This is a genomic window from Morococcus cerebrosus, assembly GCF_022749515.1.
Taxonomy (GTDB): Bacteria; Pseudomonadota; Gammaproteobacteria; order Burkholderiales; family Neisseriaceae; genus Neisseria; species Neisseria cerebrosa.
On sequence record NZ_CP094242.1, the window covers coordinates 996435 to 1009387 of the forward strand.

At 50.9% G+C, this 12953-nt stretch carries 11 protein-coding genes and 2 pseudogenes; 8 read left to right on the plus strand and 5 right to left on the minus strand.

The window, feature by feature from the left end:
- Positions 1-37: 37 nt before the first annotated feature.
- Together MON37_RS04590 and MON37_RS04600 are read right to left on the minus strand one after the other, a co-directional pair.
- The gene (locus tag MON37_RS04590; RefSeq protein WP_039404586.1) at positions 38-436 is read right to left on the minus strand and encodes a DUF350 domain-containing protein; all 399 of its coding nucleotides are present in this window, start codon (positions 434-436) and stop codon (positions 38-40) included.
- A 227-nt stretch (positions 437-663) separates the two neighbouring features.
- Positions 664-822 (minus strand): annotated as a pseudogene (locus tag MON37_RS04600) (IS630 family transposase); the annotation flags it as partial.
- A gap of 64 nt (positions 823-886) precedes the next feature.
- On the opposite strand from MON37_RS04600, the gene MON37_RS04605 reads away from it, so the two are divergent.
- On the plus strand, positions 887-1894 hold the full coding sequence (locus MON37_RS04605) for an IS5 family transposase (RefSeq protein ID WP_242883780.1): 1008 nt from the start codon (positions 887-889) through the stop codon (positions 1892-1894).
- 127 nt (positions 1895-2021) lie between these two features.
- Here MON37_RS04605 and MON37_RS04610 read toward each other — a convergent pair.
- Positions 2022-2623, minus strand: a pseudogene (locus MON37_RS04610) (IS630 transposase-related protein); the annotation flags it as partial.
- Positions 2624-2901: 278 nt separating this feature from the next.
- On the opposite strand from MON37_RS04610, the gene MON37_RS04615 reads away from it, so the two are divergent.
- The 6 genes from MON37_RS04615 to MON37_RS04640 all read left to right on the plus strand — a co-directional run bounded on the left by MON37_RS04615 (position 2902) and on the right by MON37_RS04640 (position 9331).
- Positions 2902-4338, plus strand: a complete 1437-nt coding sequence (locus MON37_RS04615) for an MBOAT family O-acyltransferase (protein WP_039409839.1) — start codon at positions 2902-2904, stop codon at positions 4336-4338.
- 15 nt (positions 4339-4353) lie between these two features.
- Complete coding sequence (patB, locus tag MON37_RS04620; RefSeq protein WP_039409842.1) at positions 4354-5430, plus strand: peptidoglycan O-acetyltransferase PatB; 1077 nt, start codon at positions 4354-4356, stop codon at positions 5428-5430.
- A gap of 114 nt (positions 5431-5544) precedes the next feature.
- Positions 5545-6654: an SGNH/GDSL hydrolase family protein gene (locus tag MON37_RS04625; RefSeq protein WP_039409845.1), complete on the plus strand. Its 1110-nt coding sequence runs from the start codon at positions 5545-5547 to the stop codon at positions 6652-6654.
- Between the two features lie 369 nt (positions 6655-7023).
- Positions 7024-7848, plus strand: a complete 825-nt coding sequence (locus MON37_RS04630; protein WP_039409848.1) for an amino acid ABC transporter substrate-binding protein — start codon at positions 7024-7026, stop codon at positions 7846-7848.
- A complete protein-coding gene (locus MON37_RS04635; protein WP_003765700.1) occupies positions 7838-8554 on the plus strand; it encodes an amino acid ABC transporter permease in 717 nt (238 codons plus the stop codon). Before MON37_RS04630 ends, MON37_RS04635 begins: the two co-directional genes overlap by 11 nt.
- 9 nt (positions 8555-8563) lie before the next feature.
- Positions 8564-9331: an amino acid ABC transporter ATP-binding protein gene (locus MON37_RS04640; protein WP_039409853.1), complete on the plus strand. Its 768-nt coding sequence runs from the start codon at positions 8564-8566 to the stop codon at positions 9329-9331.
- Between the two features lie 104 nt (positions 9332-9435).
- Here MON37_RS04640 and rep read toward each other — a convergent pair whose 3' ends face one another.
- Both rep and ygfZ read right to left on the minus strand, forming a co-directional pair.
- A complete protein-coding gene (rep, locus tag MON37_RS04645; RefSeq protein ID WP_039409855.1) occupies positions 9436-11436 on the minus strand; it encodes a DNA helicase Rep in 2001 nt (666 codons plus the stop codon).
- Between the two features lie 131 nt (positions 11437-11567).
- Positions 11568-12425, minus strand: coding sequence for a CAF17-like 4Fe-4S cluster assembly/insertion protein YgfZ (ygfZ, locus tag MON37_RS04650; RefSeq protein ID WP_039409858.1), 858 nt, complete (start codon positions 12423-12425; stop codon positions 11568-11570).
- 120 nt (positions 12426-12545) lie between these two features.
- Here ygfZ and MON37_RS04655 point away from each other — a divergent pair, with 120 nt between their 5' ends.
- The gene (locus MON37_RS04655) at positions 12546-12899 is read left to right on the plus strand and encodes an ArsC family reductase (protein WP_039409861.1); all 354 of its coding nucleotides are present in this window, start codon (positions 12546-12548) and stop codon (positions 12897-12899) included.
- Positions 12900-12953 lie beyond the last annotated feature (54 nt).

Sequence of the window (12953 nt, forward strand, 5' to 3'; positions counted from 1 at the left end):
GCGGCCAGCCGTATATTTTGCAAACTGTTTATATAAATCAGGTCAAACAAGCGGCATTCAAGATACCGATAGACACGGACACCGCGCCAAACAGCGCGCCGACGGCGACGTTGTTGCCGATAAGTTCTTCCGTTGCGCCTTTAATCATCATCGTGGCGGCGAAATACACCAAAATTTGAATCACTGCCGCGGCGAGACCCCACAGGATAAAATCGATGAAACTGACACTATGGGCAATACTGGACGCGAGTGTCAGACAAAATCCGACCAGTGCGCCGCCGAACGAGAAGGCGCAGGCAAGGTTGCCGTTTTTAATCAGCCGCAACTCTTCCGCAGGCGTAATACGCAGATACACCGCGCCGAAAACGACAGTTATCGCTACACCTGCAAGCATATATTGCAGGTAAAGCAGGTATTGGGGCAGGGAAATACTCACGATAGGGATTCCTTGTCAGATATTTTTGATGCTTTTGATTATGCCATATTTCAATAGTAAAGGTCGTCTGAAAAGGGTTTCAGACGACTTTTTACTGTTTTTTGCTTTGTTTTGGGATATATAGTGGATTAAATTTAAATCAGGACAAGGAGATGAAGCCGCAGACATTACAAATAGTACGGCAAGGCGAGGCAACGCCGTACTGGTTTAAATTTAATCCACTATAGTCAATTAAAATCAAAATAGGATAGTAGTGCATCGTCAAATCGGGCGTAATCAGACAAAACGGTTCGCAGATACCGCTTAATATTCGCCCACATCTTCTCAATCGGGTTGAGCTCAGGTGAATAAGGTGCAAGAGGCAATACCTTATGTCTCAATTTTTCCGAGACCTTTGCAAAATTCCCCAAAATCCCCTAAATTCCCACCAAGACATTTAGGGGATTTCCTATGAGCACCTTCTTCCAGCAAACCGCACAAGCCATGATCGCCAAACACATCGACCGCTTCCCATTATTGAAGTTGGATCAGGTGATTGATTGGCAACCGATCGAACAATACCTGAATCGTCAAAGAACCCGTTACCTTAGAGACCACCGCGGCCGTCCCGCCTATCCCCTGTTGTCCATGTTCAAAGCCGTCCTGCTCGGACAATGGCACAACCTCTCCGATCCCGAACTCGAATACAGCCTCATCACCCGCATCGATTTCAACCTGTTTTGCCGTTTTGACGAATTGAGCATCCCTGATTACAGCACCTTATGCCGCTACCGTAACTGGCTGGCGCAAGACGACACCCTGTCCGAATTGCTCAAACTGATTAACCGACAACTGACCGAAAAAAACCTAAAAGTAGAGAAAGCATCCGCCGCCGTCATTGATGCCACCATTATTCAGACTGCCGGCAGCAAACAGCGTCAGGCCATAGAAGTTGATGAAGAAGGACAAGTCAGCGGACAAACCACACCGAGTAAAGACAGCGATGCCCGCTGGACAAAGAAAAACGGCCTCTACAAACTCGGTTACAAACAACATACCCGTACCGATGAGGAAGGCTATATCGAGAAACTACACATCACCCCCGCCAATGTCCATGAGTGTAACCATCTTTCCCCTTTGTTGGAGGGTATTGCCGAAGGTACGACCGTTTATGCTGACAAAGGCTACGACAGCAAGGAAAACCGGCAACATCTGAAAGAGCATCAGTTGTTAGACGGCATTATGCGCAAAGCCCACCGCAACCGTCCGCTGACGGAAGCGCAAACCAAACGCAACCGATATTTGTCGAAGACCCGTTATGTGGTCGAACAAAGCTTCGGTACGCTGCACCGTAAATTCCGCTACGCCCGGGCAGCCTATTTTGGTCTGTGTAAAGTGAGTGCGCAAAGCCATCTGAAGGCGATGTGTTTGAACCTGTTGAAAGCGGCTAACAGGCTAAGTGTGCCTGTTGCCGCCTAAAAGGCGGCCCGGATGCCTTATGTATAAGGTGTCCGGGGAGGATTAAGGGGGTATTTGGGTAAAATCAGGAGTGATTGGGGGCGAAAACAGCCGAAAACCTGTGTTTGGGTTTCGGCTGTCGGGGGAATTGCTGAAACCACGCTTCAAAAAAGACTCCGGTCATCGTATTTTGATAAACCATCGGAGCAATCAGCCGGTTGCCGACTTGTGCGGACACCAGAGATAAGCGTCGGTATCTTTTTCCACTTATCTGCGCTTTCACTATTTGCCCTTTCGGGCTGCGGGCATAGGGACGGAACAGGTAGCGGTCAAATCCTGTTTCATCCAAATAAACACGTTGGTAGCCGGAAAATTCGGCCGGCTGTGTCAAATAATGCGTTACTTTGGCCGGATCTTGTTCTTTGTAAGTGGTGGTCTTTTTTTGCGCGTCATCCCCATCTGTTTGAGTGCATAGCAAACGGCGGCTGGCGTACAATCAAAATGTTTGGCGATTTCATGCAGATAGGCATCCGGGTGTTGCCCAACATATTGAACCAGTTTTTGCCTATCCAATTTTACGGCATTCAGACCGGTAACTTGATGTTTTAGGCTGCCCGTTTGTTTTTTAAGGCGAATCCACAGGTAAAGCGTGTTTCTTGACAAGTTAAATGTTGCTGCGGTTTGGCTGATGTTTTTGCATTGTTCGTAATAGTTTAAAGCTTTGTTTCTTAAGTCCGCAGAGTATGCCATGGTTAGACCTTCAAAGTTGAGTATTGTGCTATTTTGTTTTTAATTGACTATATCGTTCTTTCCCAAGAGGATAGGTATTCATATATAAAATAATTATAAATAAATTGATGTGCTGTCCAAAAAGCCTTGATTTGCCCACTCTTTTGACAAACGGCCATTTTTTTGGATTAACGTTAGTTGTATAAATTCAAACAATTATTTACAATGTGCAGTTTTGGTTTAAACTGCTAAACCTATATTTCGAATTATCCGAACAATAAAAATTTCAAGGAACACTTATGCCGTTGCTGTCGATTGAATTCGCGGTATTTTTTATTGCTTTTTTGCCTATTTATTGGGCATTTGTCCGTATGCCGTCGGTGCAGAATGTTTTGCTTCTGCTGGCGGGGATGGGCTGGCTGTATCACTTGAATCTGATCTTTGCCGCCATAATTGCCTGCTATTCGTCCTGCGTGCATTTGCTCGGCCTGTTGATGACGTCTGAAAACGAAAACGTACGGAAATTCTGGCTGGGCTTCGGCGTAGCAACTGCTTTGGCAGTATTGTGTTTCTTCAAATATTTCGACTTTTTCCGCCCGTTTATCCGCCAATACACGGGGCAGAGCGAGATTGTCGATATCTTGATGCCTTTGGGGCTGTCTTATTACACATTTCAATCTTTGGCTTATTTGGTGTACTGCTGCCGTCACCCGATGGGCGACCGCTTTGCATGGCATGAATTGCTGCTGCATTTGAGCTTTTTCCCGACGATTACTTCCGGGCCGATTATCCGTGCCGCGGCGTTTAAAAGCATAGACGGCGAACAGGCGGGAGCTTTGGAACAGATTCGGACCGCCGAACCGCGCGCATTGGTGCGACCCGCGCTGGCGGTGTGCTTGATTTTGCTGGGCATTGCTAAAAAATGGTGGCTGGCGGGTGCGCTGGGAGACGGCTGGGTATCGCCCGTTTTCGAGAATCCCGCCCAGTTTGACGGCTGGGGCGTGTTGTCGGGGGTGTACGGCTATACTTTCCAGCTTTTCTTCGATTTTTCAGGCTATTCGGATTTGGTAATCGGGATGGCGATGCTGCTCGGTTTTCGCCTGCCGAAAAACTTTGCCGCACCGCTGCGCGCGTTCAATATCCGCGACTTCTGGAACCGTTGGCACATCAGCCTTTCCACTTGGATACGCGACTATATTTATATTCCTTTGGGCGGCAACAAACACGGCTTCGTCCTGACGCAGTTCAACTTGCTGCTGGCGATGGTGTTGTCGGGCGTTTGGCACGGCTACGGCTGGAATTTCCTGCTGTGGGGCGCGCTGCACGGCGTGGCATTAATTTTGCTTAACTGCGGCGACAAAATCTTCGGTCGGGACGGCTCACGTCGTCTGAAAATCTTGCGTCCGCTTGCCTGGTTCGTCACTTTCCATTTCGTCTGCTTCACTTTCGTCGTGTTCAACACCGGCAGCCTCGCCGATACGCAGATGGTGTTTGATGCATTATTCGCCAACGAAGCAGGTTGGGCCACGCCGAAACAGGCGGATGTCTTGCTGCTTGCCGCGTTTGGCCTGATGATTTTGCTCTACCCGTATTTGCTTCGCCTGTTTGACGGCGCAGTAGCGACGTTGGAAAAAATGCCGATATGGCTGTGGTTTATACCGCTGACGCTGGTGTTGGTGTTGATTATCGTATTGGCGCCGTCGGGTATTCCGGGCTTTATTTACGCCGATTTTTAAAAGGACAATCAGAATATGAAACGCTTTATTTCCCTGTTTGCCTCCCTTTTGGTTTGCGCCTTTGGCGCGGCGTGGTTCAGTCAAGATTCCATCAATGCCTATTGGCAGCAAACCTATCATCAGGCTTCTCCGCTGGAGCCTTTGTCCGAATACGAATGGTGGCGCACGGGCGCGAAGCTGCAACAAGACGCATACGCCTTTTCAGACGACCTCAAAGCACGTTTGGCAGGACAGCCTGTGATTGCCGAACCGGAACCTCAAATTGCTGAAAACGACGGGTCGTCTGAACAAAATGCGCAGCTTAATGCGTCCGAACCGCACGAAAAAAACCGTCCCGCCGACGGACGCCAACCTCAAACGGTACAAAACGGCGGACAACCCGAAGCACATCATCTCCCTGTTACCCCGCCTGCCAATATCGTTCTCGGACAAGGCGACAAAGTCTTTTTTGCCGGCGACTCGATGATGCAGGGCGTTGCACCTTTTGTCGAAAGAAGCCTGAAAAAACAATACGGCATCCAGTCGGTAAACTTAAGCAAACAAAGTACCGGATTGTCCTATCCCAAGTTTTTCGACTGGCCGAACACCATCGAACAAACGCTGAAACAACAAACCGACATCCGCCTTCTGGTTGTTTTCCTCGGTCCCAACGACCCGTGGGATTTCCCGAAAGGCAAAAAATACCTGAAATTCGCCTCGCCCGAATGGTCGGAAGAATACCTCAGCCGCGTCAACCGCATCTTGGCCGCTGCTGAGCAACACCATGTGCAAGTCATTTGGATGGGCATTCCTTATATGAAACAGGCAAAACTTAACAAGCAAATGCGATATCTCGATAAACTTTTAGCAGACGAGATCAGTCCAAAAGCCCTGTGGATACCGACCGACAAACTCCTCAGCAACGGCTCGGACACCTACGCCGACTCCGTCAACATCAATGGAAAAATCATCCGCTACCGCAGCAAAGACGGCATCCACTTCTCTGCTGAAGGACAAAAACTGCTCGCGGATAAAATCATGGAAAAAATCGTTTTTCAGACGACCCCTGAAATGAACGGCGAAGAACGCACGGAACAATTATCCGCACGTTAAGCCCGTATCGGCAGCAAAAGGACGGCGTTTAGTTTATCCAATGCCGTCTTTTTCGTTACAATAGCCCTCCGCCGCGTCAAAAGACGTCGTCTGAAAACCACACACAGGAAACTCATGAACATCAAAACCCTGTCCGTATCCCTTACCGCATTGTGCCTGTCTGCCGCCGCCCCCGCCGCCGATATGCTGCTGGAAAACTACGGCAGCAGCCGTCCCGCCTGGCTCTCCAAGCTCAAAAAACTCGACCGCAGCTCGGACGGCAAATTCCGCATCCTCCAAATCGGCGATTCACACACCGCCGGCGACCTTTTCACCGAACAACTGCGCCTGCGCCTCCAGCAAAAATGGGGCGACGGCGGCATAGGCTGGGTTTACCCCTCTACCGTCAAAGGACAGCGCAGCGCAGCCGTCCGCTATGACGGCTCGTGGCAAACCGTCAGCAGCCGCAGCGTTTCAGACGACTTCCCCTTAGGCGGCATCATCGCCAAAGCCAACGGCAGCAGCGTTACCATCAGCGCCAAAGACGGCAGCAGCGGCGAAAGGCAGATTTCCGTTTTCGCCAAACCCGTCCTGCCCGAACAAACCCTGTCGTTCAACGGACGCGAAGTCCCCGCCGGAAGCAGCGGCTGGCAAATCATCCGCAGCAACAGCCACCTGCCGCTGACCCTCAGCAGCTCCATGCCTTGGGACATCGGCTACATCAATATCGAAAATCCCGGACGCGGCGTAACCGTTTCCGCACTCGGCATCAACGGCGCGCAACTGACCCACTGGTCCAAATGGCGCCCCTCTTGGCAGGATGACCTTGCCCAAACCCGCGCCGACCTCGTTATCCTCGCCTACGGCACCAACGAAGCCTTCGCCCGCGATTTGGACATCACAGCCACAGAACAAAGCTGGCGCAGCTACATCCGCCAAATCAAACAAAGCCTGCCCGACGCAGGCATCCTGATTCTCGGCGCGCCCGAATCCCTGAAAAGCACTTCAGGAAGCTGCGGCACACGCCCCGCCACCTTAAGCAGCATCCAACAAATGCAGCAACGCATTGCCCGCGACGAAAAAATCATGTATTGGTCGTGGCAGAACGCGATGGGCGGCGAATGCAGCATGAAAAACTGGATGAGCCAAGGCCTCGCTGCTAAAGACGGCGTCCACTTCTCAGGCAAAGGCTACCGCCAAGCCGCCGACCGCCTCGCCGACAGCTTGATACAAATGGCGGATTAATCAATAACGAATTAATCAAAAAAGGTCGTCTGAAAATTTTCAGACGACCTTTTGTTATGTAGGATTATTTCTGTGCTTTCATTTAAGACTCCAAACCGCAGGCAAAACAGAATGCAGTTCCCTTTGAATCTGAACGCAGCATCATCGTTGCGAATACCAAGCCGCCGTGTGATACGAATGATGCAGAGGGTCGTCTGAAAGCGGAAAAGGGGGTATTAAGACTTTTTCAGACGACCTTTGCTTGATGGATGGGGGGGTACGGCTTCCTTTATCCGTTTCGGAATAAGCAATATAAAAAAGTATTCTTTGTGTTTGCCGCAATTTCACTTAGAATGCGGCTCTTGCTCACTTTTTCTTCAGGAGAGGATTATGTTGAAAAAATTCGTACTCGGCGGCATGACCGCATTGGTTTTGGCGGCCTGCGGCGGAGAAGGCGGCAGCGCGTCTTCTTCTGCTCCCGCTCAATCTGCCGGCGCTTCCGGTTCTTTAATCGAGCGCATCAACAATAAAGGGACGATTACCGTCGGCACCGAAGGTACTTACGCGCCGTTTACCTACCACGACAAAGACGGCAAGCTGACCGGTTACGATGTGGAAGTTACCCGCGCTGTGGCGGACAAACTGGGCGTGAAAGTCGAATTTAAAGAAACGCAATGGGATTCGATGATGGCGGGTTTGAAAGCGGGACGTTTCGACGTGGTGGCAAACCAAGTCGGTCTGACCAGCCCTGAACGCCAAGCGACATTCGACAAATCCGAACCTTACAGCTGGAGCGGTGCGGTTTTGGTTGCGCGCAAAGACAGCAACATCAAATCCATTGACGACATCAAAGGCGTCAAAACTGCGCAGTCCCTGACCAGCAATTACGGCGAAAAAGCCAAAGCCGCGGGTGCGGAACTCGTACCGGTGGACGGTTTGGCGCAATCGCTGACCCTGATTGAACAAAAACGCGCGGATGCGACGTTGAATGATGAATTGGCGGTTTTGGACTATCTGAAGAAAAACCCGAATGCGGGCGTGAAAATCGTTTGGTCTGCGCCTGCCGATGAAAAAGTCGGTTCCGGCTTGATTGTCAATAAAGGCAATGACGAAGTCGTGGCGAAATTCAGCACGGCAATCAACGAGCTGAAAGCCGACGGCACGCTGAAAAAACTGGGCGAACAATTCTTCGGAAAAGACATCAGTGTTAAATAATTTTCTTGCTTCGCTGCCGTTTATGACGGAAACACGCGCCGATATGATTGTCAGCGCGTTTTTGCCTATGGTCAAAGCCGGTTTTATGGTCTCGCTGCCGCTGGCAGTGGCGTCGTTCCTGATCGGGATGGTGATTGCCATTGCCGTGGCTTTGGTGCGGATTATGCCTTCGGGCGGCATCGTGCGGAAAATCCTGCTGAAACTGGTGGAAACTTATATTTCCATCATCAGGGGAACGCCTCTGTTGGTGCAGCTTGTGATTGTGTTTTACGGGCTGCCGTCCGTCGGTATTTTCATCGATCCGATTCCTGCCGCCATCATCGGCTTCTCGCTCAATGTCGGCGCATATGCTTCCGAAACCATACGTGCAGCGATTTTGTCCGTGCCAAAAGGGCAGTGGGAAGCGGGTTTCTCCATCGGCATGACCTATATGCAGACTTTCCGCCGCATCGTCGCGCCGCAGGCATTCCGCGTCGCCGTGCCACCTTTGAGCAACGAGTTTATCGGCTTGTTTAAAAACACCTCGCTCGCAGCGGTGGTGACGGTAACGGAATTGTTCCGCGTCGCGCAGGAAACGGCAAACCGTACCTACGACTTCCTGCCCGTCTATATTGAAGCCGCTTTGGTTTACTGGTGTTTCTGCAAGGTTCTGTTCCTGATTCAGGCGCGCTTGGAAAAACGCTTCGACCGCTATGTCGCCAAATAAGGGGAAGCCATGATTAAAATCCGCAATATCCGCAAAACCTTCGGCGAGAACACCATTTTGCGCGGCATCGATTTGGATGTCGGCAAAGGGCAGGTGGTCGTCATCCTCGGACCTTCCGGCTCGGGTAAAACAACGTTTCTGCGCTGCTTAAACGCACTGGAAATGCCCGAAGACGGACAAATCGAGTTCGACAACGAGCGACCGCTTAAAATCGATTTTTCTAAAAAACCATCGAAGCATGACATCTTGGCTCTGCGCCGCAAATCCGGCATGGTGTTCCAGCAATACAACCTTTTTCCGCACAAAACCGCGTTGGAAAACGTAATGGAAGGTCCGGTTGCCGTACAAGGCAAACCTGCTTCCCAAGCGCGCGAAGAAGCTTTGAAATTGCTGGAAAAAGTCGGCTTGGGCGACAAGGTTAACCTTTATCCCTACCAGCTTTCCGGCGGTCAGCAACAGCGCGTCGGTATCGCCCGCGCATTGGCGATTCAGCCCGAGTTGATGTTGTTTGACGAACCCACTTCCGCGCTGGATCCCGAATTGGTGCAAGACGTGTTGAACGCCATGAAAGAATTGGCGCAGGAAGGCTGGACGATGGTTGTCGTGACCCACGAAATCAAGTTTGCGCTGGAAGTCGCTACTACCGTCGTCGTCATGGACGGCGGCGTCATTGTAGAGCAGGGTAGTCCGAAAGAGTTGTTCGACCACCCCAAACACGAGCGTACGCGGAAATTTCTGCAACAAATCCGTAAGGATTCGGCAGATTATCGACATTAAGCCGTTTCGTTACATCAAAGGTCGTCTGAAAACGGACAGAGCGGGTTTTGCTAAAACATCCGCCGTTTTCAGACGACCTTTTCACGTTCCGTCTTTCCGATGTATCAGCCCTTCCCTTTCGCCGCCAACATATCCAGCATCCCCGCCAGATGGCTTCTGCCCTCTTCCTTGCTCACAATCGGTTCGCCGCCTTTGCGCCCTAAAATCTTGATGTCTTCCTGCGGCATTTCGTCTATGAAGCGGCTGGGTTCGGGGAACTGCCATGTGCCTTGTTTTTTGCGTTTGACGCAGTGGGTCAGCGTAAGCTGGCGTTTGGCGCGGGTGATGCCGACATACATCAGGCGGCGTTCTTCTTCGACGTTGTCTTCTTCGATGCTGTCGTTGTGCGGCAGGATGCCCTCTTCGCAGCCGACAAGGAAGACGTAGGGGTATTCCAAGCCTTTGGAGGCGTGTAGGGTCGAGAGTTTGACGGCATCGACTTCTTCTTCGCTTTTGCCTTCTAAAAGCGTCATTAAGGCGACGGTTTGGGCGAGTTCGATGATGTTTTTGCCGTCTTGCTCGCCTTTGCGCTCTAGCCAGCCGGTCAGGTCGCTGACGTTGCGCCATTTGATTTCGCCGGCTTTGCCTTCTTCACTGGCAAGCAGGTGGTTTTCGTAGTCGATTTCTTTGAGCAGGCCGTTGATGAATTCCCCAGCTTCACTGGTTTCCGCTTTGGCGCGGTAGCTGCCGAACATATCCATAAAGGCTTGCAGGTGTTGGCGGTTGGTGTTGTTCAGTAACGCGAGGGCTTCTTCGGTTTGCGCGGCTTCATACAGGCTGCATTCGTGTTCGTGCGCGTAGGTATTGAGTTTACCCAGCGTTACATCACCGATGCCGCGTTTGGGCGTGGTAACGGCGCGCAGGAAGGCAGGATCGTCGTTGGGGTTGGCAAGCAGGCGCAAATAGGACAAAACGTCTTTGATTTCGGCTTTGTCGAAGAAACTCTGCCCGCCGGAGAGTTGGTAGGGAACGCGCGCGCTGCGCAGGGCTTCTTCAAAAATCCGCGCCTGATGGTTGCCGCGGTATAAAACGGCGAAGTCGGCGTATTGGGTTTTATCGCCGCCGACCAGCTTCTGCTTGACGATTTGGCTGACGACCCAGTCGGCTTCGTGCTGCTCGTTTTGGCATGCAACGACTTTGACGATTTCGCCTTCGCCGAACTGCGACCAAAGTTTTTTGGTGAACAGCTTGGGGTTGTTTTCGATGACTTTGTTGGCGATTTTGAGAATCCGCGCGGTGGAGCGGTAGTTTTGCTCCAGTTTGATGACTTTCATCTGCGGATAATCTTCCTGCATTTTGCGCAGGTTTTCCATGTTCGCGCCGCGCCATGCGTAGATGGATTGGTCGTCGTCGCCGACGGCGGTAAACATGCCTTCCGCGCCGGTCAAGAGTTTCATCAGGGTAAATTGGCAGGTATTGGTGTCCTGACATTCGTCAACCAACAGATAACGCAGCCGCCGCTGCCATTTGTTGCGCACTTCGCTGTTTTGCTGCAACAACACGGCTGGCAGGCGGATTAAGTCATCGAAGTCCACCGCCTGATAGCTTTGCAGGGTTTCCTGATAGCTTGCATACACGCGCGCGATTTGTTCCTCCCAAGCGTTGGAGGTCGTCTGAAGTACGTCTTCGGGCGTTTTCAAATTGTTTTTCCACAGGGAAATTTGGTGCTGCGCTTTGAATAAGGCTTCTTTTCCCGTGCCGCCCAAAAGTTCACCGATGATTTTCGCGCTGTCGGTGGAATCGAGGATGGAGAAGTTTTTTTTGTAACCGATATGGTTCGCCTCTTCGCGCAGAATCTTCATGCCCAAAGAGTGGAACGTGCAAATCGTCAGCCCGCGCGTTTGCGACTTGGGCAGCATTTTGGCGACGCGTTCCTGCATTTCCGTAGCGGCTTTGTTGGTGAAGGTAATTGCGGCGACGGTATGCGGCAGATAGCCGACGTTGACAATCAAATGTTTGATTTTTTGCGTAATCACGCCGGTTTTGCCGCTGCCGGCGCCGGCAAGCACGAGCAGAGGCCCGCCGAGGTATTTGACGGCGGCTTGCTGTTGGGGGTTGAGTTTCATGGGGAAAGAGTAATGGAGTGTGTGAGGAAGAATTATATAACAGCCGTCGAAACGGGATGTAAGGAGGAGACAAAAGGTCGTCTGAAACCTTATTCCGAAAGATTTCAGACGACCATGTTATGTTGGACAGGCTATTCTTCAGAAACGGAAAAGAAAAGTTTTTCCTGTTTCAATACGTTGCCGTCTGCATCCATAAGAGGGGATTGCGCTGCGGAAAACTTGATGACGGCAAGGCTTAAGCTGCCATTTTCAGTTAGCGCAGTGTTGATGATTTGTCCGGCTTCCGCACCTTCGGAAACCACGCCTACACCTGCTGCTTCCAATGAATCTCCGCTCAATACCGCCAGCCCGCGTTTTACTTGGCCTCGATATTGGGCGCGCGCAATAATTTCTTGACCGGGATAGCAGCCTTTTTTGAAATGTACGCCGCCGATGATGTGTTGGTTGAGCATTTGCGCAACAGCGGTTTCTTTGGTCGCAGCAGAAATCCATGGATAGCCGCTGCGGATCTCGTGCAGATTCCACGCATTTTCGGCTTGGGCATCATATTCGGGCAGCTGCGCCGCCTCACCGATTTTCAGACGACCTTTATGGGGCAGGGGAATGGTATATACACCGTTTTCCAGTGATGCCTCAAAAGAAAGGCTGGGTGAGTCGGGCGGGGTAGCATGGCAGCTTTCATCGAGCATGCCTGCAACGGCAAAATCGGGTAGGGGGGTAAATTCAACTTTGGCGCGCAATACGAACATACGCAGCCGTTTCACAATCGATTCAGCCAAATCCGCTGCCATAACCAGCAATAAATCTTCCCCTCGGTTTAATACAACCATATTCGCCAAAACACGTCCCTTAGGTGTGTTGTAAGTCGCGTAGCAGGAATGATTTACAGTTAAGTGATTAATATCATTGGATAGTTGGCCATGGAGAAATGAAGCGCGATCTTCTCCGCCGACACGGATGACGCTGAAAAAAGGTAAACGGCTTTGCATAGGGAATCCTTCTATAACCTGTTTCCCGATTAAGGGATTGCGGACAGGTATTCTAGCTTATTTCACTTGGGGAATGTAGTAAAATGAGAGCTTACCAAGCATCAGCAAGAAAGAAACAGCATGATTGAATTATACGGAATCACAAATTGCGACACTGTTAAAAAGGCACGCAACTGGTTGGCTGAAAATAATATTGTGTACGAATTTTCCGATTTTAAGAAAAACGCCCCAAGCGAGGCAGTTATCCGCCAATGGTTGGAACAAGTTCCTTTGGAAACCCTGCTCAACAAACGTGGTACGACATGGCGCAAACTTGACGATGCCGACCGTCAAGCAGCCGAAAATAATCCGGACGGGGCGATTCGATTGATGGCGGAAAATCCAAGTTTGATCAAACGTCCGGTTTTGCGTAAAGAGGGCAGGGTTTACGTCGGATTTTCTGTTGAAAACTACCAGAAGATTTTTTCGGAATAAAACGTCGTCTGAAAGATGCGGAGTCCCTGAAAAAACGCTACAATGCGCGTTTGC